Genomic DNA, 21468 nt, shown 5'->3' on the forward strand with positions numbered 1-21468 from the left:
TGAGCAGTGGACTCAGGCCTTCCTTCCCAACGCGGAAAGGACGTCTTAGAGCTCCACCGTGATCAGCCCGTTGCCGTCGGGCGCAGGCTGCAGTGTCTTGATCGTTTTGCCGGGGAAAACCTGGGTCTTGATTTCCTTGACCGCCTCGTCACGGCCGCCGAAGGGCGTGATGAGGTCCATCAGCCAGATGCGGTCACCGGACTTCCAGTCGTTCGGTGCGAGGCGTCGAATACCGCCTTCCTGAATCCGCTTCTCGGCGTCCTCGTTGAGGAAGGCCCAAGTCGCAAATCCGACCGGCAGGGTCTTTTCGAGCCAGAGCCGGAACTGCCCCACGGCCACCGGCGGAACCAGCATCCATTCCAGATCGGCAATGAAGAAGTGCTTGTGCGTCGGTACCTGCGACATCAGCCAGACGCCGTGGCCCAAGGCCGCGACTTTGTCGATCGAGTCGTTTGGCGCCGCACCTTGCGTGCCGGCCTCGGCCTGGCCGGAGGATTGCCCCTCCGATTGACCGCTCGCCTTTGCTCGATCATGTGTCTGATTTTGATCGCTCTGATTTGAGCTGCCTATATCCGCCGGATTGGCTCCACCAGCGCCCCCGAGAGATTGCCCCTCGTTCGCCGATGGCTCGTTTGTTTCTGTCATTCTGACCCCCAGTTTTAGGTGACCTATCTGGCCCTTCCTACTTTCCCGCAGCGACTCAAACCAGAGCGAAAGTTACCCAAACCTAAGCAAACCGCCACACTTACGTTCGGTTGCGGCCAACACCGGCCACATCGACACCGCAGGAACTACTGCAAGATACAGTTAACGAATTCGCATGTGAACAGCTATTTCACGCAAGAGGTGAGAAATTTCTCTTGCAATTCCCTTTGGCTTTTGACTTCAAGCGTCTAGTGTCAAAACACTATAATTTATAGTTATTCAAAAAAACCACTTCTCTGGCGTTGTATTTTGTTGTTTTTAATATCGTTTTTAGAAAATCGGTCACGGACAGCATGAAAAATACAACCATAACGAACAACTAACGATCGATAGGGAAGTTCTTGCAACAGAACATCGACCGCTGACTTTTTACCCAGTGAATTTTTCTAAACTCAACCTTAAATCGCCAAAGGGCTGATAAGGCAAATAGTCTTAGGACGACACCAGTCCGGAAAACCAACCCTGCACTCGGCTTGAGGTAATCAACCTTTTTTGCGCGCAAGGATCATCAGGCTGCCAAGCGCGGAACGGTCGATCCAACGCAGTCTGTGGTCCATATTCTGTTGCGCTATCGCCGCTGTCGTATAGCGCTCCGCGTCGGCTTCGAAAATCCTGCAAAGCCGGTCGTAGGTGCCGCGCGCATGGAGCGTCCAATCGTCAAAACGCTCGATTTCAAATCCGGCAGCGGCCAACTCGCTTCGCCAGCGCCTTTGCGGCCAAAGATGCGACGCGCCATAGAGCTCCAGGATCGGCCGGGGCGAGAGCAAAACAGATCCGAACCATTCCAGTAGGATCAAATGCCCGCCCGGACGCAGAACCCGCGCAATGTCAGAAATCGTCCTCGAGAGATCATCCGCGTAGCCCAGCGTTTCCGCCGCCCAGACCAGATCGAAACTCCGGTCCGCGAAGGGCAGGCGCCCGTGCTCTGCGGCAAGCAGTTGAACTCGGTCTCGTGTGCCGGCAATATCCGCACCACTCAAGCGCCAGGGCGCATTATCCACCGCCACCGCGTGACAGCCAAATTCTTGCGTGAGCAGTTTCGACGCATCGGCAAATCCACAACCGACTTCCAGAACACGATCACCCGCCGAAGGTGCCGCAAATGCTGCCATCCGGCGGTTCCCCGCCGCCGCTGCCTGCGGAACCGAAAGGGTCTCATCCTCGAACAGACCGATATGAAGATTACGGCCCCAGGCCGAATGGAAAAGCTCACGAATGGAGGGTTCGCGCTGGTTTTGGGTCATCGCAGCAAAGCCGGTTGGTCACACAAAGTCGATCAGGCAGGTTCAGCAACGAGCGCTCGGGCGCGTTCTTGCCGCACGTCGATCATTAGCTCGCAGGTTTTGCATTCCCCGCACTCTTCAACGCCGTCCTCGGTCTTCACGGGCGTCCGACAGGTCCAGCAGATGTCAACCAGACGCTCAGGCAGATAGTCCATCTCTTCTCGCTTCGTCACCATCGGCAACAGGAAGAAGCTGGGCGGCGCTTCCGGGAAGCAGTTCGCCGCGACGCAGGCCTCCACATGTTTGAAGCGCTCTTCCCAGTGCCCCTCCTCCGTACAGGTGCCCACGGTCCAGCGGTCGACGGGCCGCCCCTTGGCCATCAGGTAGGAATGCGCGACGATGCCCGCTTCAAATCCGACGGTCACCATATCGTAGCCGAAGAAGCGGAACCCCCGGTGATCGACGGCCGATTGGGAAAAGCTGAAATCCCGGTAGGTTTCTCGGCAGTAGTTCACGATCTCGAGACAGCGCTTCCCTTCGATCCGAAAGCGGTCCTCCTGATTGATCAGATCGACGTGATGGACCAGGATTTCGTCCCGGGTCTCCCTGAGCAGCTTGACCAGGGTATAGACGCTGTCGATCCCGCCGCTGAGCATCACCAGCGTCACTTTGGGCCGCCGCGTCACCACGATACCGCCTTTCGCGTCACGCTCCAGGTTGATCGCCGGGCTTTCGGTCGAAACCAGAACCCGCTGTTCGCCTGCCCCTTGGTTGTCCCCTGTCTTCTCTTGATCCAAGGCTCTAACGTTCCTTCAAAGCTTCGTCCTGATACTTCAGGAAAGGATGCAGAAAATACTCAATCGCCCGGCGATGTCCCGTCTTGACCTCGACCGTGACCGCCATGCCGGGCGTCAACGGCACCCACTTGTCGCCGACCAGAATACGGTCATCGTCCATGGCAACCTTCGCCGTGTAAAGCAGCCCCTCTTTTTCATCCTGGATGGCGTCGGCGGAGACCTGCATGACCTCGCCGTGCAAAAGGCCGTACTTGGTGAAGGTAAAGCTCTCGACCTTGATCTCGGCAGACTGTCCCGCTTCCACGAAGCCGATGTCCTTGTTCAGGACGTTGGCTTCGATTTCCAGCGGCTGATCGCCGGGAACGATCACCATCAAAGACTGCGCCGGCTGCACGACGCCGCCCACCGTGTGCACGGCCAATTGCTGAACCACGCCGTCGACCGGCGCTGTCAGATGCCGCAGGCGATTGCGTTCCTCGGCCTTGCGCAGCTCTTGCGCCAGCCCCGAAACCCTTTGCAGCGCCTCGGCCAGTTCCTGGTTCGCCTCGGCGCGGAAACCGGCGATCAGCGAAGCACGGCGGCGCTGGAGCGTCTCGATACCCGCCGACGCCTCCGTCACCCGGTGCTTTTCGATCGAGAGATTGCCCTCGGCTTCAACCAGATCCTGTTTCAGTTGAAGAAAGGCCGAGCGGGTGCCGAACTTCTTCGCGGCCAGAGTCTCCAGCGCGGCAACCCGTTCTGCCAGCAGCGGTACCATCCCCGACAGCTTCTTGATGTTGGCCTGGGTCATGGCGCGTTCGGCCTTGCGCTCGGATATTTCGCTGTCGATGGAGGCCAGCTGCGCCTCATGCTCGTGCAGCTTCTCTTCCAGCAAGGCCTGGCTGGTTGCAGCCATGACGGGCGAGATCCCCCGCGGCGCCCTGAAGGCGGTCATGGGGTCCTCCTCGCGCTGCATCATCGCGGTCAGGCGCGCGACATCCAGACGCGCCGCAACCAGGTCCTGCGCCAGGCGTTCCTGGTTGGCGTCGCTCTCGGTCGGATCCAGTTCGATCAGCAGATCGCCCGCCTTGACGCTCTGCCCGTCGCGCACATGGATGTTCCGCACCACGCCAATTTCCAGCGGCTGGATCACCTTGACCCGGCCGCCGGGGATGATCTTGCCCTGGGCGACGGCTTCCGTATCGATCTTGCCGAACCAGCCCCAGGCGATAGTGGCGACAAAGAGCGTGGCGATCACGAAGACCACCGCACGCCCGACCGGCGAGGCCGGGGTCTCCAAAATCTCAACGGCGGCGGGCAGGAACTCGAGCTCCTGGCCCTTCAGCTTCGCCTTAGGCTGCTTGCGCTCCTCGGCGACGGATGCGCGCCATACGGCACCGGCCTGCCGGATCCCCGCGAACATCACAATTCTCCCGTCTGGTGTTTGTAGAGCGCGGCGTAGCGGCCGTCGCTCCTGAGCAACTCTTCGTGCGTGCCGTCCTCGACCACCTGCCCCGCCTCGATGGTGACGATGCGGTCGGCGCGGCGCACGGTGGAAAGGCGGTGCGCCACGATAATCACGGTCCGCCCGGCGCAGATGCTGCGCATATTGTCCTGGATGATGCGTTCGGACTCATAGTCCAGCGCCGAGGTCGCCTCGTCAAAAATCAGCACCCGCGGGTTGGTCACCAGGGCCCGGGCGATGGCGATGCGCTGCCGCTGCCCGCCGGAGAGCGAAGACCCGCGCTCGCCCAGAATGGTGTCATAGCCTTCCGCCAGTTCGAGAATGAACTCGTGGGCGCCCGCCAGCTCCGCCGCCTCGATCACCTGTTCCATGGAGATCGCCGGATCGGCCAGAGCGATGTTATCCCGGACCGAGCGGTTGAAGAGTACGTTTTCCTGCAACACCACGCCGACCTGCCGCCGCAGCCAGGTCGGATCCACCATGGCCAGATCCGTGCCGTCCACCAGGACCCGTCCGCTCTCGGGCACGTAAAGCCGCTGGATCAGCTTGGTCAGGGTGGATTTGCCGGAGCCGGACCGCCCGACCACGCCGATCACCTGCCCGGCCTTGATATCAAGCGAGATGCCGCGCAGCACCTCCGGTCCTTCGGGCGTATAGCGAAAAACCGTACGGTCGAAAATGATGTCGCCCTTGATGGCGGGCAGTGCCGGACGGTTCGGGCTCTGCGCCGGTTCCGCCGGAGCGTTCAAAACATCGCCCAGGCGGTCGAGGGAGATCCGGAACTGCTGGAAATCCTGCCAGAGCTGTGCCAGGCGCAGGATCGGCTGGTTGACCTGCCCGGAAAGCATGTTGAAGGCAATCAACTGCCCGACGGTCAGCTCACCATTGATCACCAGCTTGGCGCCGACCCAGAGTACGGCGGCGATCACCACCTTGTTGATCAGGGTCACGCCCTGGCTGCCGATCATGCCCAGCACCACGCTGCGGAAAGACGCCCGCACGTACTCCGCCAGCTGTTCTTCCCAGCGCTGGCGCATCTGCGGCTCGACCGCCATGGCCTTCAGGGTCTCGACGCCGGAGACCGATTCCACCAGAAAGGCCTGGTTGACCGCGCCGCGCTGAAACTTCTCCTCGACCCGCCGCCGCAGTTCCGGCGTGATCGCCACCGACAGGATCACGTAGAAGGGGATCGAGCCCAGCACGATCCAGGTCAGGACCGGCGCGTAGTAGTACATCACCGCGAAGAAGACGAAGGTGAAGAGCAGGTCCAGCACCACGGTTAGGGCGTTGCCGGTCAGGAAGCTGCGGATGCTCTCCAGTTCGCGCACGCGGGCCACGGTCTGGCCCACCTGCCGCGCGCCGAAGTAGGCAATCGGTAAAGCCAGCAGGTGTCGGAACAGCCGCGCGCCCAGTTCCACATCCACCCGGCTGGCGGTGTGGGAAAAGATATAGGTCCGCAGGCCGCCCAGGATGATCTCGAAGACCGTGATGGCCAGCAAACCCACCACCAGAACGTCGAGCGTGGTCAGCCCCCGGTGCACGAGCACCTTATCAATCACAACTTGAAAAAACAGCGGCGTGACCAGCCCGAAGAGCTGCAAAAACAGCGACGCCAGCAGGACTTCGCCGAACAATCGCCGGTACTTGACAATCGAGGGAATGAACCAGGTGAAATCGAAACGCCGGTCCTCGCCCGCGAGCTGCGCCCGCCGGGTCAGGAAGATGAACTGCCCGGTGCCCCGCTGCAGCAGTTCGTCGACGGTGATCGTCTCCGGCCGTTGCCCGGGCACATGGACCAGCGCCTTGCCTTCGGCGATCCGCGCCAGGATGAAGAAGGTCCCGTCACCCGCCTCGGCAATCGCCGGAAAAGGGGACTTTTCCAGGCGTTTTGGCTTGACTCGGACCGCCCGCGCCTTGACCTCGAGCTGCCGCGCCGCGCGCACGAGACTCATCACGTCCAGCGGCGCACCGTTGGGCGAATACTCGTGCCGAATCTGCTCCGGGTCCGCAGGCAGCTTCAGGAAATGCAGCATCATGGTCAGACAGAGCACACCCGTGTCCGCCGCCAATGCACTCGAAATTTCCCTGGACCCGCCGTTCCCCGCAGCCGCTGCGGCGCCTCCTGCACCCTCGGGCATTTTACCTCAAGTGGTTAAAATTTGCTCTTGCACTCGATGATTGATCGTGTGTCAATAATAGGGCATTGGCAAGGGGGAAGTGCGGAAGCGCAAATTGTCAATCTGTAAGTGCAACTCTTTTTCAACTTGCCACAACGATCAAATTCTGGACGAAAAAGTATTTCGCGGCACACAGACGGAAAACAACTACTCGTGAAAATCAAAACATTGAAAAAAATAAAAATATATATTTTATTTTTATTGAAATTTTCAATTTTTATTTTGACTTTTTCCTGCTCAATATTTACATCAACTCTTGTTTTGACTGGAATTTATTCAAGTTTTTGGCATTTTTTACTTTCTTTTATTTTATGCACTCAATACGTTATTTTGATTAATTATTACAATAACAGCATTTGGGAAACTAAATTAAAATTTAATTTATCTCTATTTGTTTTACTGTTTTTATTTCGCGTCCTCACCACTTATGCGGCAAGTCGAAGTGTTATATCTTTCGATATAGTATTTTATGAAAATGGCGTACCGACCATGGCAGGAATAATAGCAGAAGCAGTTATTTGTTGTGTATTTGTTTTAATTTTACATATTTTTGTAAAAATATACTTTATATTTTCCGAAGTTTTTAATTCAATTTACAAACGTTCTGTTGGTAATGTAATCACGCCAGGCTGCGCGAAGCTTAGGGAGAAGTAAGAATGGGTGTAAGCTTTGATAAATCACCAAGCAACCACACTATCAGTATCAACCAAGAGGGGAAGGTAGTACTTAAATATGGCGGAGGGAAACAATACATTATACCCAATAGCGAACGATTAAATATAGATATCAGCCACGAGAACTACCACAATTATACAGCAAGAAGCATTGTAGGATTCGAAGAAGGTACAGATTTTTTTGATTTAACCTTCGCAGAACAAGCAGATTTAGTTATTGATGCTCGCGCTGTTTTCCCAGCACCTTTGTTGGCGCCGAAAGCGTTTTTGATACCAACCACAAACATAGAAAACGCCTGGTATGCAGCCAAGAGGTTCCCTGCGTTCACTGATCCTGGAGTTGACACATCACAGCCTGTGAGAACCGGGGACGTCTCTGAAGTGTCGCTGATGGACGCCGATTGGTTTGGCGTTAAGTCACTGCAAGACACATTGAACAACGGTGGAGACGCGCTTCCCAGCTCAGGCCCAGTGATGCACATTGTAGACAAGACCTCGAGAATGATTGTCAACGCCACTCTTCCTGGGCATGCTCTCTACCCAGGGCTTGTCGTTCGGCATGTCTACTCAGAGAATGGTAGAATCTATTCTGAAACATTTGGAATTGGGGTTGGTGAGCTGGGGTTACCTAATACTTTCGCCGCACCAACATTGTGGGAGTATTGGGCAGACGGAGAGATGCGAATTCTCTTACACGAGTATGGACCAGATGCATCGCCACCTCCGGACACAAGACCAGAAAACGGTATTTCCGATGATGAAGTAGTTGACATCATCAAAGAAACCGAAGAGCGAATGGCTGAAGACCCAGATTATGATCGGGAATTCAGGGCTAGGTATTGCTTCGCCGCCGGCACCCCCGTCGAACTCCCCGACGGCACGTCAAAACCCATCGAGCAGATCAGAGTCGGCGACGAGGTCCTCGCCTATGACGCCTCCGACCACAAGGGCCAGGGCGCGCTTTCGCCGTGCCGGGTCACGCGCACCTATGCTACACCGGACAAGCTTGTTATCGACTTCCATGGCCTAAAGGTAACGCCGGGGCATGTGTTCCTTTGCGGGGACGGTGAGTTTGCCGGGCAGCATCGCATGCTGATGGAGATCCTGCGCTCGGACGGCACCATCGTCAGCGCCGACGGCACGGTCCTGCGGGCGGCGACCAATGCGCCCGTGGAGAGCCGGGAAGATGCTTTTGTCCAGGTGGCCTATCTGACCGACGGCAACGACGCGCTGATGCAAAGCGGAAAGATGCGCGCGGGCACGCTGATCCTGACGCCGGAGGGCGAGAGCAAAAGCGTGCTGGCCTGCCTGGAAGAAGACGGCTACCGCTTCGATGCCGAAACCGGCCTGGTCGCGAAGGACGGCGAGGAGCCCCACCCGCTCTACTGGTACGGCGAGATCCCGCGCCCTGAGGACTACGTGCTCAAGCGCAGCGAATTAACCGACGCGGATCTCTACGCCGAGCCCGAATACCGGCCCGAGGTCGCGGCCAGCGCGCCCCCCTCGAAACTCGGCCGGGGCATCACCCCCGCCGAAGGCACCCTGCACGCCACCGCCGCCAAACAGGCCGGGGAGACCATTCACTAGAGCGGATCCTGTGAATCCGCTCTAAGTCTTGTAGTTGGATCAAAGTCACAAGCTTAGTTGATCGCCGTCCGCGGTTCCATTCTGAGATGATCTGATCCCGCTTCAAACCCGTCGGGCATGGCAGGCGAAAAGAACAAAACGGCCTCAGCTTTTCACCGGCGGGGCCGTTTTTTCGTTCCTCACCGCCTCGATTAGAACCGGTCACAGAGCGGACAGAATTGACCAAACCGCGACCTCCCAATCTGGTGCGCAGTTGGAGTGCGGCGCCTGAATTTATACACCTGGAACAGGTGCTACAGGCGCCTGCGATTTCTGAGCGTCTGGCACTCTTGACAAGAGGGTGCCGGGTGGAAGTCTCTCGTGGAGCGTTTCCTGAATTAAACCCGCGTGGTCTACGCGCGGAATGGTCGCCCCTCCCCAAGCTTCTTGCGTTTTTACGCGCAACAAAGGAGGCCCCGAAATCTGCGTTCGAGATCGGGCTTTACGGATCGAGAGGCAGCGAACTTTGGGTAAAGTAAGACGCAAAGGCCCCTCGTTACGAGCGCTCCCCTTCGGCCGCGGCAACAGGTCATGCAGCAATCCCTAGGGTCGGTCTTCGATGATCATCCGGAGGAGTCTTCCAACATCAAAACGCATCGCCAAATCTTTCTTCAGGTCCTCCGAAGCGCTGACGTCCAGCGTGAAAAAGCATCGGAAACCAGTATTTTGTCGGACCCGATGACGAAGGTGGACACCCCCCGGCCCTTCCACTTCGCGACCAGGCTCCGGCACTCTTCCACATGCGGCGAAAAGACCGGCATCATAACGGGGACGCCCAATCCGACCGCCGTATCGACCATGCGTGAAACCCGGCGCTCGACCTCCTCATGCCGCCAATCTCCGTTCAGGCCCATGGAAACCGACAGATCGAAGGGGCCGAACATCAGTGCCGTCAGCCCGGGTGTTGCGGCGATGGCTTCGATGTTATCCACGCCCACAGCGGATTCCACCAGTCCGATGGCCCCGACGCGGGCCTCCTCTTCGGCCACGTAGTCCGGCCAGTTGCGGATAAAGTGTCCGCCGGAGCGGCAGCAGGGACAGGCGCCTCGCAGGCCATGGGGGCCAAAACGTGTCGCCGCCACGGCCAGCTCGGCTTGTTCGGCCGTTTCAAGATTGGGGATCACGACATGCCGGATACCCGCATCCAGTGCCTTCATGATCGCGACCGGGTCGTTGTCAGGCAGCCTCACTGCGGCGGCAATATCGTTGGCATCGGCTGCGCGGGCCAGGTTTTCAGCGGTCTCCAGACCGAAGAAACCATGTTGGCAGTCAATGATGGTGAATTCGAAGCCGTTGAGACCGACCAGGTCCACCATTTCAGGGGACGCGATCTGGGACCAGGTGCCGAAAACCGCCTCGCCTGCGCGAAGAAGTGTCTTGAGATCCCGCGTCATTCACTTAATCCGAGGACAGCCTTGCACTTAATCTCGACCAGAATTCCCGGCATGGAAAATCCCTTGACGGCAAAGCCTGTCCAGGTCGGATAACGCGTCGTAAAAAAGCGGTCCTTGACCGTCATAAAAGTCGTCAGGTCTGCCATGCTGTCGGCAAACCAGGTTTCCATTTCGACAACGTCGTCGAAGGTGGCGTTGGCCGCCGCCAGCACCTTGCCGACGTTCTCAAAGGCCTGAACGAACTGTGCCTCGGCCCCCTCCACCACATTCAGGTCTGCATCGCGCCCGACCTGGCCCGAGCAATAGAGCGTATCGCCCACCAGAATGCCCGGCGCGTAGTGATATCTGTCGTAAATATTTTCCATTCCCTCGGGAACGATGACCTCGCGCTTGGGCATGCTTCAGCTCCTGTAGCAGACGGTTTCGATGGCTGCCGCGATGTCGCGGGCGTCGGGCATATAGGCGCGTTCGAGATTGTCATTGTAAGGGACAGGCATCTCCGGTGCGCCGACGCGGGCGACCGGCGCATCGAGCCAGTCAAAGGCCTGCTCCATGATCGAAGCGGCAATTTCGCCGCCGATCCCCCCAAAGAGCGGCGCCTCGTGCACGACCACCGCGCGATTGGTCTTGCGCACGCTGGTCACGATAGTTTCCATGTCGAGTGGTTTGATCGTGCGGGGATCGATTACCTCCACACTGATCCCCTTTTTTGCCAGGCGCTGCGCCGCCTGCACGGCGCGATCAACCATCGCCAGGCTCGCCACAAGCGTTGCGTCCGACCCTTGCCGCACAATACGCGCCCGACCAGGTGCTATTGTGTACGGTTCCTCGGGAACAGCCTGTTCCGCGCTCAGGTACATTAACTTGTGTTCCAGGAAGACAACCGGATTATCCGAACGGATTGCAGTGGCCATCAGGCCTTTGGCGTCATAAGCATTCGACGGCGCGTAAATCTCCAGACCCGGCACATTGGCAAAGAACATTTCAAGCGATTGCGTGTGTTGCGCCGCCAGCCGGATGCCAGCTCCCTGGGGGCCGCGGAACACGATCGGCACCCTGGTCTTACCACCCAGCATGAAGCGCGCTTTTGCAGCCTGATTGACAATCGCATCCATCATCAAGGTGACGAAATCGAACAGCTGGATCTCGATGATCGGACGCAACCCCTGCATCGCGGCACCGACACCACAGGTCGCCAGCACCCCCTCTGCAATGGGCACGTCGCGCACCCGCTCTGGTCCGAAAGCATCGAGCAAACCGGTCGTCGTGCCAAAGATGCCGCCGATGCGCGCCACATCCTCGCCCATGAGGATCACGCTATCGTCACGCGCCATTTCCTGATGAAAGGCCTCATTGATGGCTTGCTTGTAGGTGATCGCCCGCTCCCCCGATGGCGGTTCGACCAGCGACAGGGGTGGTGGCGGTGACTTCACCATGTCCATGACCCCATCGGGTGACAGCTCCCCCAACCCACTCGCCCAGTCGACCGCCACCTCGATCTCAGCCGCGACATCACCCGTCAGCCGGTCAAACGCGGCATCATCCAGACCAAGACTTTCGCGTTGGCGCGCAATGGGATCCTCCGACCGCCACCCCGCCTCTTCATCCGCTGTACGGTAACTGTCCAGATTGGCCCGCATCGAGTGATCATCCCAGCGATAAGTCATCGCCTCGATCAGCGAAGGGCCATCGCCTGCCCGCGCGCGCAAAGCCGCCTTCTCCACCGCATCGAATACGGCCACCGGTGTATTGCCGTCGATGCGCAGATTCGGAATTCCGTAAGCATCCCCCCGCGCCGCGATTCCGGGACCCGCGGTAACGGTCTCGGTGGGTGTCGTCAGGCCGTACTGGTTGTTTTCGCAGAAGAAGATCAGAGGCAGTTTCCAGATTGCGGCGAGGTTCATCGCCTCGTGAAAAATGCCCTCGTTCGAGGCGCCATCGCCGAAAAAAGCGATTCCGACTGCGCCGGTCTTTCTCAGCTTGGCGGCCAAGGCCGCCCCGGTCCCGATCCCCATACCCGCGCCGATGATACCGTTGGCCCCCAGAATATTCAGATCGAAGTCCGCGATATGCATCGAACCGCCGACACCGCGGCAATAGCCCTCGGCCTTCCCCATCAGCTCGGCAAACATGCGACCCATATCGGCGCCCTTGGCGATGGTATGGCCATGCCCGCGATGGTGCGTGAGCAGGAAGTCCTCTGGTTCAAGGGCACGGCAGGCCCCTGCCGCGATCGCCTCCTGGCCGACCGAGGAATGCGCCGTGCCCTTGATAACGCCTTTTAGAAACAGCTCCTTCGCGCGGATCTCGAACTGCCGGATACGAAGCATCTGGGTCAGAAGTCCCAGGTTATCCTCGGGGCTCAAGCGGTTCGTCTGCGGTGTCGGAGGCAGAGTCCTTAGGATCGAAACGTCAGCCATAGCGGATCATCCGTAGATAAGCTGTGGTAGCCACAGAGACAGCCCGGGCCAGAGAACCACAATGATGAGAGCAAGCACCTGCAACCCGATGAAAGGCCACTGCGCGGCAAAGATATCCTGCAGGTCTATGCCCTCAGGTGCGGCCCCTTTCAGATAGAAACAGGCCGGCCCGAAGGGGGGTGTCAGATAGGCGATCTGCATTGACAGATTAAAGACGACACCAAACCAGATCGGGTCGTAGCCCAGGGATTGCAGAGTCGGCAGGAAGACCGGCATGGTCAGGAACAGAATTCCGATCCAGTCGATGAAAAAACCCAGGAGGATGAAAACGCCGATCATCACTGCAAGGATTACGCCGGGTTCACTTGAGAGCCCGACGAGCATCTCGCGTGCGAAGCCGATCCCGCCCATCAGATTATAAACGCCAATCAACGCGTTCGTGCCAAAGACAAGCCAGAATACCATTCCACAGGTCCGCAATGCCTGCACCAGCACGTCGCGCAACATCGCGAAGCTGAAAGCGCCCCGCACCCAGGCCACGACAGCGGCTCCAAAAGCACCCAAAGCCGCACTTTCGGTGATTGAGGCGAAGCCGGCATAGATCGACACCAGGACGCCGCCCGCAACCAGCATGGGCAAGGCGACACCGCCGAAGAGCGCCAGCTTCTCCCGCAAGGGAATGTTGCGCTCTTCCTCTGACAGAGGCGGGCCCATCGCCGGATTCAGGCCGCAGCGGATCAGGATATAGGTGATGTAAAGGAGCGCCATCATCAGGCCCGGCAGCAGCGTGGCAACGAAGAGATGTGAAATGCTGACCTCTGCGGTCAGCCCATAGAAGATCAGGATGATCGAGGGCGGGATCATCGTGCCCAACGAGCCGCCCGCCGTGATGGTGCCGATCGCGAGCTTCTTGTCGTAGCCGAGCTTCAGCATCTGCGGCAAGGCGATCAGGCCCAGCAGCACAATCTCGCCACCGATGATCCCGGTCGTCGCACCCAGCAGAACAGCGACAAAGGTCGTCACGACCCCGATACCGCCACGCAGCCCGCCGGCCCAAACGTGGAATGCGCGGTAAAGGTCACGCGCGACCCCCGACTTTTCCATGATCGAGGCCATGATGACAAACATCGGCACTGCGATCAGAGCGAAACTGTCCAGAAACTCCACGGTTCGGCTGCCGACGATGAAAAGCCCGTTCCACCCGAACTGCGTTACGGTCAGGACGACCGCGATGGCGCCCGACACAAAGGCCAGCGGCACCCCCAGCATCAGTAAAACCGTCATGCTGGCAATAATCAGCAGAGTGAGACTGCCGATATCCATCAGCGCAACCGCCAACGATTATGCAAGGGGAGCATACGCCGCAGGATCAGGAGCAGAAACAGGACGCAACCGACAAAAAGCAGCGCCTTGAGATAGCCCGGCAAGGGAGAATTCAGGGTGCTGCCCGACCGCTCGGGATCCCAGGCCCCGGAAAGCGAAAAGCGCCACAAGGCCTTCTCCGCCATTCGCCACGCAGCATAGCTGAGCCCGCCCAGATAGATCGCGCCCGCCACGAGACCAAGAGCCTCTGAGAAGCTGGCGAGCCGAGGACGCCGATCCACCAGAAGAGAGATACGCATGTGCGTTCTCTCGGCCATGCAGAAGGCCCCGCCAATGACAAATCCTATGGACGCCAGCAGGATGGAAACCTCATGTGCCCAGGTGGTCGGCGCATTGAAGCCGTAACGGGCGGCCACCTCGTAGACCATAATCAGAACGATCGCGGCGAAGCACCATGCCGTCATTCGGCCCAGCCACAGGGCAAAGCGGTCAAGAAAAGACATATGGCCGCTCCTGGAAAATTCGGCCGGGCACGGCCGCTTTTATCAATTCAACCCAATGGAGGTCATGAAAGCCTTGTGGCTGTCCACCACTGCCTGGGCATCCGCTGACTTGGCTCCCCAGTCGTTCCAGACCTCGGTCGTCATCTTGCGGAACTTGGCGGCATCCTCGTCGCCAAAGGCAATGAAGGTCACACCCATTTCAGATTTGGCTTTCGCTTCCGCCGCGGCATCCTCGGCCGTGAGGGTCTTGACCAGCGCCGCCGACATGGCATTGCATGCCTCTTCGAATTTCCCCTGGTTTTCGGACGAGAGGCTGTTCCATTTATCCATCGACACCGACATTTCGGTAACGGCCATGGAATGCCGCGCGAGCACCGAATACTTCGCCTGATTGTGCATACCCAGCGCGACGTTCAGCGCCACATTCGCGAGATCCGTGGCATCCAGAACACCCGTCTCCATGGCCGTGACACTCTCACCGACGCCCATGGTCACCAGCGAAGCACCCGCCCGGCTGAGCAGGTCTGAGGCCAAGCCGCCCGGAGCACGCATCTTGAGTCCCTCAAGACCTTCAACGGATTTGATCTCGACCGTCGAGGGGATTTGCTCCGAAGGCCAATGCACCGGGCAGACCAAATAGAGGTCGTACTTGCCATAGAGCGCGCGGGCCAGTTCCAGTCCGCCACCTTCGGTGAACCAGCGGTCGCGCGTCACGCTGTCCGGGTATGCGGCCAGTGTGTCACCCAGCACGCCCAGTGCGGCATCCTTGCCCGCAAAATAACTGGGCGCGGTGTACTGCCCGTCCAGAAGCCCATTCTGGATCGCATCGATTGTCTCTCCCGCGCCGACCACGGCCTTGCCCGGAAGAACGGTAATACTCACCTCACCGCCGGTATCCTCCTTCAGCTGAGCCGCCATTGCCTCGAAGGCCTTGGTGGTGGAGGCATTAGCCCCGAGAAAGGTCTGCATCTTGAACTCGGTCGCCTGGGCAGCCGCCACACTCATACTAAAGGCTGCAGCGCCAAGAAGTGCTGATTTCAGTACCATGATTTCTCCTCCCAGAGAGCTGGCCAGAGGGTTCGATTGCGTCGCGGTTCAGGCCGCGACTTTTACCTTCGGCATTTGCAGGATTTCGCGCGTCTCGGCCGCGCTTGCCGGTTCGCGGCCCAGGCTCCGCGCCTGCGCCACCACCTTGTCGATTACCTCGGCATTGGTCATATGCCGCGCGCCGTCCATATAGGCATAATCGCCCAGACCGATGGAAATGTGCCCGCCCTGGCGGATAATCTTCTCGGTCAGCTGAAAGAGGTCACCCTTGTAGTTCACCACCGTCCAGACCGTCTCGAAGTCCTTCGGCAGGAAGGTCGTATGCGCATCAAGCCCGGCCTCCGTGCCCGGGTGACCCGCGAAGATGATCTCATCCGTCATGCAGAAGCATACATAGGCGGGTCCCCGCAGGACCCCCATCTTCAGGAACTGTTCGATCTGCCGGGTAAAGCTGATGTTCCAGCTGACGAGGTAGGGTTTCAGACCATAGTGGTCGATCCGCTCGGCGAAATACATCAGGGTCGCCGTCGAGTTCTTATAGATCAGATCCGTCGTGTCATAGGCCCCCTTCTCGGGATTCCACCAGTCGACGTTGACGCTGCCGCAATCCATCGGCGCGAAGTCCGGCGCCGTCTCGGCAGACTGCATCATGGCCTCCACGGCTGCGAACCGGCTTCTGGCGTCCGCGTCATTGGCGACGTAACCCAAGGTGGGGTGGATCAGAAGATCCGATTGCGCGCGAATACCCGCGTTGGCTTCGAGGTAGAACTCAGGGCTGTGATCCGGCGCGCCGTCCGCTGTCCGGGCGTGATAGTGCAAAACAGCGGCACCCGCGTCGTAACAGGCCTTGGCATCTTTGATGATCTCTTGCGGGAGGAAAGGCACATGGGGATTTCCCACCCGCGTCGCCAGTTCGTTCACCCGCGCTTCAATGATGATCTTGTCCAAAACTCCCTCCTCCCAGCCCGGTTGATCCGGGCATTTCTGTAACGAGGTTATACACTCAAAATTCAAAAAGTCATATAAAAAGTTATATTTTCATTGCTTCTGCAGTAATTCTATATATCTTTAGTAATATGAATTTTGAAAAAGAATCCTCCCCATTCGATCTTGCCGCTCTGCTTGGCGGCGCATTTCCCGGCCATACGATGCAGCGGCTGCGCACCCCCGACGGTACCTATCGCTACAGTTACGTAAGTGCCGAAATTGAGAAGACATTCGGCCTCAACGCCGATGCCCTCATGGAACTCGAGGCCGTGGACCACAGCTGGATTCATCAGGAAGACCGAGCGCGATTTATAGCCGCGTTGGAGCGGTCTGCATCCCAACTCACGACCCTGGATGAAGAGGTGCGCGTCGAACTCCCGGAAGGTGGATTCAAATGGGTTCGCTCTATAGGACGTCCACGGCGGCAGAGTGACGGCACAGTTATCTGGGACGGCGTCGCGCTGGACGTCACCGACCGCCGCGAGGCTCTGGAAGCGCTCCATCGCACACTGTCGGATGCTCGCAGAAACGAAATCTCGGAAGGGCGCTTCGCACTTATCGCGGCAAACGATGTGCTGCGCCCGCTGGCGGATTTAAAGGCCTCTATCGATCGCCTGCAAGCCGCCGCTGTCGATGCTTCCGAGGATGTCGCTTCCTGCGTCGACGAAGTGGTTCAGCACAGCGACCACTTCACCAGGGCGCTCACGGCTTCGCGTGATCTGATCCAGGCTGGCGCCACCGAAGCGTCTCGTCAAATCACCGATCATGGTGGCAAGGCGATGAGTTCACTGACACCGCGACAGATCGAGATCATGCGGCTCGTCCAGGGTGGTGCGTCCAACCGGGACATTGCCGAGGCGCTCAACATTCGCGAGGGGACAGTCAAGCTGCACATCTCCGCCATCCTGAAACGTACCGAGACCCGCAACCGCACCGAAGCGGCGAGGATTTGCTTTGGTTAGCGGCCCGAGACAGGCGACCGAGATCGCCACCATTGTGCGTTGAAGCCCGGGTCCGGTGATGGCGATCAGGATTTAAGGCAAGGACCAGATGAGGTCTGCCATCGCCGTCGCCGCGCGATCGAAGGGCTCGCCCAAGTATCCGGCCATACTGGGCACAATGAAGCGCACGGGCCTGCTGGAGGCACAGGAGAAAATTGCAGAAACGCCTCGCGAAAAGGTCTGAAAACGGGCCGCCGCTGGCGTGCTGGCTAAACAATCATCCACCCAACCGTCGCCTGGTCTCCCTCATAAAGCTGTTTTGCGCAAAGCTCGGCGCGTCACCGCAATGCAGCTATCCGGGGAATCGTAGTCGCAGCAATTGCGAAAAGCTGGTGCGAGCATCACTTTGTACTCAGTGAATCTTCTGAGTCTGGTTCCAAAGCTTGCGGTCACTCCCGCAGTCCGACGCCTTGCGTCTCGATAGCTTGGAGTGAAACGAGCGTAGAGCCAAACAGCATGGCGGATAACATCCGGTGGGAATCGATAGCGTGCGGGGGAGATGGTTGGCGTCTCGACACGTCACAATGAAGAGGAAACTGACTTTAAAGAGCTTAATGTGACAATCCCGACTTGAGATCAACGACCCGAAACCTCATCGTACGGTCGCGACAGATCCCGGTTGGTGCCCCAAACCCATCTGCCTCAGTTAAAGGGCTCACGACCGACGGCGTGCAGGGCGGAGAAAGCCTCCCGGACACTGCCGCTGACCAGATAGTGCAGTCCGAAGGCCGCCCCCAGGAGGATCGAACCAAGCGCCAGCGGGGCACTAAGTGAGAGGGTGGCAATCCCGGAAATACCCTGCCCCACCGTGCAGCCCAGCGCCGTCACGCCACCGAAGCCCATCAATAGCGCTCCCAGCAGGTGGCGGCGCATCTCTCTTGCGTCGTCGAAAGCTTCCAGACGAAGCTCCCTCTTCGCCGCAGCGGTGAGAAAAGCGCCCGCAATGGTTCCGATGACTAGGCCAACGCCGAAGTCGATCGTGGCCCCGGAGAAGGTCAGCAGATAGATGATTGTCTCTCCCGGCGGGAGAACGTAGGTCAAGGACTCGACCCGCTGCGGATCGAAGGGATCGGCACCGACGATACCGGTTGCCGCAAAGCCGGCCGCCACCGCAAGACCAATGATAAGGCCGCCGAAGATGTCTCTTGGCGCCGCGCGGAAAGCCGCACTCTGGAAACACCAGCGCACCATGACCAGGGGCACGACGAGTCCCAATCCCATGCTTATCGAAGATCGCTCAATCCCCAGCGCTGCGCTTAAGAGGTGCGACAAGCCCTGACCGCCAAGCTTCTCCAGGTTCAGGCTGAGGGGATCGATCACCGCTTCACGCAGAACGCCTGTAATGCCACGCGCGGTCATATAGGCCGAGAGCCCCAGCACCAGGAACACGACGATAGCGCGCAGATCGCCGCCGCCGAGGCGGACCAGCGTTCCGTAACCGCAGGTGCCCACCATCGCCATGCCGAAGCCGAACAGGAGACCTCCAACAATCGCCCCGGCCCAACCGAAAGAAGCGGAGAGATAGAAGCTCTCGCCAATCCGCGCGCCGCCCCAGGCGTCGAGAAACTGCACGGCCATCATGGCAACCGCCATCGCCAGCCCCCAACTGCGCATCCGCCGCGTGTCATCCGCCAGAATCCAATCCTCGATCGCCCCGAAGGTGCAGAAACGCACACCGCGGGCAGCTGCGCCGACGACCAACCCGGCCCCAAGGCCACAGCCGGCGAGCATCAGTGAAGTCGGAATTTCATCCATGGTTCGGGTCTGACCGCCCGGCGCGCTCACCAGTCATCCGTCGACTTGCCCTCCGCTTTGAGCTGCTCGAGTTTTTCCTGCAGATAGCGTTGAAAGGACTGTTCCTGATATTGGCCGCTGCGGACAAACTCGAACATGCTGACAAAATGAAATGGCTTGAAGTAGCCGGGCATACGGGCCACCTCGCTCGCCCGCCCCGCCCGGCCTGCAACTGCTTGCGGGTCGCTTGGAAAGAAAACGACGGTCGGCGTAAAGTTGATTTGCCACTTTCTCGCCAAGGCACGCTCCTCAAGCTCTTCGCCATCAAAATCGGTGACGGCGCGACTGCCCCAGAGGTCCAGTTGAAGAAGCTCGAAGTTTTCCCGCAAATAAGAAACGATCTCGGTACGTACCAGATTTACGCTGTGCAGCTCACGACAATAGGGACAACCACGCTGTTCCCACAGTACAGCAAAATGCCGGCCGTTGTCCGCGGCGACGGTAAGGTCTTCCTGCAGATCGAGGAAACTCTCGACGAACCAGTCTTGAACATGCAGCCCGTTATCGCCAACCTCAGGTTCGGCCGCACGCAGGCTTTGCGGTGACAAGAGTTGAGCGGTGGCCGCCATACCGGCAAGCAGCACCGTCCTTCGGTTGCTTTCCATGGCTTCTCTCCCTCTTCAGCGCAACTGCGGGAGGACGCTTGCAATCGGTCATCCGTCATCGATTGCAAAGCAAAAAGCAGCATCGCTGTTTTTACATATTTATATTCAAATATTTATATGTATAATTTTAGCCTGACAACAAGAATCGCTCAAAGGTAGGTGTTATCGGCGCTGAAACCAAGCGCGCGGCAAGCCACCGCAATCGGGAGAACCTTCATGCTTTCTTATTATAGCCCAGGTCACCGTCTCGCTGTTGCAGCTTTTTTTATCGCGGGTTTTTCCTGCGCCGCTGCCGCGCAGGACGCCATCGTGACCTTCAAGTCACTGGCCCCCGATGTGGCGGTGGAGGCGGCCCAGGCCGCCCTGGCAAGCTGCCGGGACGAAGGCTTCCAAATCGCCGTATCGGTGGTCGACCGTGGTGGCAATCTGCAGGCCACGATCCGCGACCAGTTCGCCGGGCCTCACACACCGGACACTTCCTATCGCAAGGCCTGGACAGCCGTCAGTTTCCGCACCGACACCCTTGAGCTGGCGGAGTTGACAGAGGAAGGCGAAGCCTGGGCAATCCGTAACATCTCCAACGCCTTGCCGCTGGGCGGCGGTGTGCAAATCGTCGCCGGCGACGGCAGCATGCTGGGCGCTATAGGTGTTTCCGGCGCCCCCAGCGGCTCCGCGGACAAGGCTTGCGCCGACGCAGGTCTGGCAGCAATCGACGACAAGATTGCCTTCTAGCGGAGACGGCGAAAGCTGCAGGTATCAGGAGGCAATTAACAGGAGAGAGCCATGCGTCTTCCGATAGCTTTGGCGGCGCTGCTCGCAAACGCATCCCTCCCCTGCGTTGCGAGCGAGCAGATTCCCGATCAGTATCCGCAGTCGGTGCTCTATGCAAAACCAGTGGAGGTGATCCCTCACGTTTGGTCGGCCATCGGCGCCACTGCCCCGCCGACTTATGAGAACTCAGGACACAACAACAACCTGTCCTTCATCGTCACCGGCGACGGCGTCGTCGTCATCAACGGTGGCGCGGCTTATCTCTTGGCCAAGGCGCTGCATGAAGAGATCAGAGAAATCACAGACGAACCGGTGAAGCTGGTGATCAACGAGAACGGCCAGGGACACGCCATGCTGGGCAATGCCTACTGGGCGGAACAAGGCGTTGCGATTCTGGCGCATGCCGAAGCGGCAGAGGAATTTGAAGACCGCGGCCCTCAGATCCTGGCGCGCATGGAGAATTACAACAAAGAGAAGTCGGCTGGCACGGTTCTGCAAGGCCCCAGCGAAACCTTCGAGGAGGAACAGCTCATTGAAATGGGTCGATTCCGGATTGAGGTAAGGAATCTCGGGCCAGCTCACTCACCGGGAGACATCGTGGTCTGGCTGCCCGAGCAAAGCCTGGTCATTTCCGGCGACATGGCCTTTCACGAACGCCTCTTGCCGATCTTCGACGACACAGACACCGCCGGCTGGCTGGAGAGCTGGGAAGACTTTGAAGCTCTCAAGGCAACCTACGTGATCCCCGGTCACGGCCATCCGACAAACATGGACCAGGTCAGGCGCTATACCAGGGACTACCTGGTCTATCTGCGCGGACAGATCGGCAAGCTGCTTGAAGACGGCGGCAGCCTGGAGGAGGCCTACTATGTCGATCAGTCACCCTACACGCATCTCGACACCTTCGAGCAATTGGCCACACGCAACGCCGGTCGGGTCTACGAACAGATGGAGTTCGAGTAACCAAGCGCCCAAGC

19 protein-coding genes are annotated in these 21468 nt (G+C 58.8%); 5 read left to right on the forward strand and 14 right to left on the reverse strand.

All coding sequences use genetic code 11. The annotated features are described in order from the left end of the window. Positions 1–45: 45 nt before the first annotated feature. From FKG95_RS18720 to FKG95_RS18740, 5 genes are all read right to left on the reverse strand, one after another. A complete protein-coding gene (locus FKG95_RS18720; protein WP_142897920.1) occupies positions 46–645 on the reverse strand; it encodes a toxin-activating lysine-acyltransferase in 600 nt (199 codons plus the stop codon). A 542-nt stretch (positions 646–1187) separates the two neighbouring features. After that, positions 1188–1949, reverse strand: coding sequence for a class I SAM-dependent methyltransferase (locus FKG95_RS18725; RefSeq protein WP_142897921.1), 762 nt, complete (start codon positions 1947–1949; stop codon positions 1188–1190). Positions 1950–1981: 32 nt separating this feature from the next. Beyond that, on the reverse strand, positions 1982–2725 hold the full coding sequence (locus tag FKG95_RS18730; protein ID WP_142897922.1) for a hypothetical protein: 744 nt from the start codon (positions 2723–2725) through the stop codon (positions 1982–1984). A 4-nt stretch (positions 2726–2729) separates the two neighbouring features. Then, the gene (locus tag FKG95_RS18735) at positions 2730–4127 is read right to left on the reverse strand and encodes an HlyD family type I secretion periplasmic adaptor subunit (RefSeq protein WP_142897923.1); all 1398 of its coding nucleotides are present in this window, start codon (positions 4125–4127) and stop codon (positions 2730–2732) included. Continuing rightward, a complete protein-coding gene (locus tag FKG95_RS18740) occupies positions 4127–6307 on the reverse strand; it encodes a type I secretion system permease/ATPase (protein WP_142897924.1) in 2181 nt (726 codons plus the stop codon). Before FKG95_RS18740 ends, FKG95_RS18735 begins: the two co-directional genes overlap by 1 nt. 192 nt (positions 6308–6499) lie before the next feature. On the opposite strand from FKG95_RS18740, the gene FKG95_RS18745 reads away from it, so the two are divergent. Continuing rightward, complete coding sequence (locus FKG95_RS18745; RefSeq protein ID WP_142897925.1) at positions 6500–7000, forward strand: hypothetical protein; 501 nt, start codon at positions 6500–6502, stop codon at positions 6998–7000. Positions 7001–7815: 815 nt separating this feature from the next. Beyond that, complete coding sequence (locus FKG95_RS18750; RefSeq protein WP_142897926.1) at positions 7816–8607, forward strand: Hint domain-containing protein; 792 nt, start codon at positions 7816–7818, stop codon at positions 8605–8607. Positions 8608–9257: 650 nt separating this feature from the next. Here FKG95_RS18750 and FKG95_RS18755 read toward each other — a convergent pair. The 7 genes from FKG95_RS18755 to FKG95_RS18785 are packed head-to-tail and all read right to left on the reverse strand — an operon-like array spanning position 9258 to position 16281. After that, on the reverse strand, positions 9258–10040 hold the full coding sequence (locus tag FKG95_RS18755) for an HpcH/HpaI aldolase family protein (protein WP_142897927.1): 783 nt from the start codon (positions 10038–10040) through the stop codon (positions 9258–9260). Then, on the reverse strand, positions 10037–10438 hold the full coding sequence (locus tag FKG95_RS18760) for a RidA family protein (protein ID WP_142897928.1): 402 nt from the start codon (positions 10436–10438) through the stop codon (positions 10037–10039). The genes FKG95_RS18755 and FKG95_RS18760 overlap by 4 nt, the downstream gene beginning before the upstream one ends. Positions 10439–10441: 3 nt before the next feature. Further along, positions 10442–12460: an alpha-ketoacid dehydrogenase subunit alpha/beta gene (locus tag FKG95_RS18765; RefSeq protein WP_142897929.1), complete on the reverse strand. Its 2019-nt coding sequence runs from the start codon at positions 12458–12460 to the stop codon at positions 10442–10444. Between the two features lie 6 nt (positions 12461–12466). Then, positions 12467–13783: a TRAP transporter large permease gene (locus tag FKG95_RS18770; protein WP_142897930.1), complete on the reverse strand. Its 1317-nt coding sequence runs from the start codon at positions 13781–13783 to the stop codon at positions 12467–12469. Continuing rightward, positions 13783–14286, reverse strand: a complete 504-nt coding sequence (locus FKG95_RS18775) for a TRAP transporter small permease subunit (RefSeq protein ID WP_142897931.1) — start codon at positions 14284–14286, stop codon at positions 13783–13785. Before FKG95_RS18775 ends, FKG95_RS18770 begins: the two co-directional genes overlap by 1 nt. Positions 14287–14328: 42 nt before the next feature. Further along, positions 14329–15333 carry a TRAP transporter substrate-binding protein DctP gene (dctP, locus tag FKG95_RS18780; RefSeq protein ID WP_142897932.1) on the reverse strand — a complete coding sequence of 335 codons (1005 nt, stop codon included), beginning with the start codon at positions 15331–15333 and terminating at the stop codon, positions 14329–14331. 48 nt (positions 15334–15381) lie between these two features. Continuing rightward, positions 15382–16281 (reverse strand): beta-keto acid cleavage family enzyme, encoded by a 900-nt coding sequence (locus tag FKG95_RS18785; RefSeq protein WP_179954169.1) that lies wholly within the window; start codon positions 16279–16281, stop codon positions 15382–15384. Between the two features lie 128 nt (positions 16282–16409). Between FKG95_RS18785 and FKG95_RS18790 the strand changes: the two genes are divergently transcribed. Further along, complete coding sequence (locus FKG95_RS18790) at positions 16410–17282, forward strand: LuxR C-terminal-related transcriptional regulator (RefSeq protein WP_142897934.1); 873 nt, start codon at positions 16410–16412, stop codon at positions 17280–17282. A gap of 681 nt (positions 17283–17963) precedes the next feature. On the opposite strand, the gene FKG95_RS18795 is transcribed toward FKG95_RS18790, so the two are convergent. Then, positions 17964–19106, reverse strand: coding sequence for a YeeE/YedE family protein (locus FKG95_RS18795; RefSeq protein WP_218940249.1), 1143 nt, complete (start codon positions 19104–19106; stop codon positions 17964–17966). Further along, positions 19103–19720: a thioredoxin family protein gene (locus tag FKG95_RS18800; RefSeq protein ID WP_218940250.1), complete on the reverse strand. Its 618-nt coding sequence runs from the start codon at positions 19718–19720 to the stop codon at positions 19103–19105. The genes FKG95_RS18795 and FKG95_RS18800 overlap by 4 nt, the downstream gene beginning before the upstream one ends. 216 nt (positions 19721–19936) lie before the next feature. On the opposite strand from FKG95_RS18800, the gene FKG95_RS18805 reads away from it, so the two are divergent. Continuing rightward, on the forward strand, positions 19937–20452 hold the full coding sequence (locus FKG95_RS18805; protein WP_142897935.1) for a GlcG/HbpS family heme-binding protein: 516 nt from the start codon (positions 19937–19939) through the stop codon (positions 20450–20452). Positions 20453–20503: 51 nt separating this feature from the next. After that, positions 20504–21454, forward strand: a complete 951-nt coding sequence (locus FKG95_RS18810; RefSeq protein ID WP_142897936.1) for an MBL fold metallo-hydrolase — start codon at positions 20504–20506, stop codon at positions 21452–21454. Positions 21455–21468: the final 14 nt, after the last annotated feature.

It is taken from the genome of Denitrobaculum tricleocarpae, from assembly GCF_007004665.1.
In the GTDB taxonomy this organism is placed as follows: domain Bacteria; phylum Pseudomonadota; class Alphaproteobacteria; order Kiloniellales; family Kiloniellaceae; genus Denitrobaculum; species Denitrobaculum tricleocarpae.

Coding starts and splice junctions, on each gene's coding strand:
- FKG95_RS18810 (WP_142897936.1), top strand. CDS start 20,504: ATGCGTCTTCCGATAGCTTTGGCGGCGCTGCTCGCAAACGCATCCCTC.
- FKG95_RS18720 (WP_142897920.1), bottom strand. CDS start 645: ATGACAGAAACAAACGAGCCATCGGCGAACGAGGGGCAATCTCTCGGG.
- FKG95_RS18755 (WP_142897927.1), bottom strand. CDS start 10,040: ATGACGCGGGATCTCAAGACACTTCTTCGCGCAGGCGAGGCGGTTTTC.
- FKG95_RS18800 (WP_218940250.1), bottom strand. CDS start 19,720: ATGGAAAGCAACCGAAGGACGGTGCTGCTTGCCGGTATGGCGGCCACC.
- FKG95_RS18760 (WP_142897928.1), bottom strand. CDS start 10,438: ATGCCCAAGCGCGAGGTCATCGTTCCCGAGGGAATGGAAAATATTTAC.
- FKG95_RS18740 (WP_142897924.1), bottom strand. CDS start 6,307: ATGCCCGAGGGTGCAGGAGGCGCCGCAGCGGCTGCGGGGAACGGCGGG.
- FKG95_RS18735 (WP_142897923.1), bottom strand. CDS start 4,127: ATGTTCGCGGGGATCCGGCAGGCCGGTGCCGTATGGCGCGCATCCGTC.
- FKG95_RS18750 (WP_142897926.1), top strand. CDS start 7,816: ATGGCTGAAGACCCAGATTATGATCGGGAATTCAGGGCTAGGTATTGC.
- FKG95_RS18790 (WP_142897934.1), top strand. CDS start 16,410: ATGAATTTTGAAAAAGAATCCTCCCCATTCGATCTTGCCGCTCTGCTT.
- dctP (WP_142897932.1), bottom strand. CDS start 15,333: ATGGTACTGAAATCAGCACTTCTTGGCGCTGCAGCCTTTAGTATGAGT.
- FKG95_RS18770 (WP_142897930.1), bottom strand. CDS start 13,783: ATGGATATCGGCAGTCTCACTCTGCTGATTATTGCCAGCATGACGGTT.
- FKG95_RS18775 (WP_142897931.1), bottom strand. CDS start 14,286: ATGTCTTTTCTTGACCGCTTTGCCCTGTGGCTGGGCCGAATGACGGCA.
- FKG95_RS18765 (WP_142897929.1), bottom strand. CDS start 12,460: ATGGCTGACGTTTCGATCCTAAGGACTCTGCCTCCGACACCGCAGACG.
- FKG95_RS18725 (WP_142897921.1), bottom strand. CDS start 1,949: ATGACCCAAAACCAGCGCGAACCCTCCATTCGTGAGCTTTTCCATTCG.
- FKG95_RS18805 (WP_142897935.1), top strand. CDS start 19,937: ATGCTTTCTTATTATAGCCCAGGTCACCGTCTCGCTGTTGCAGCTTTT.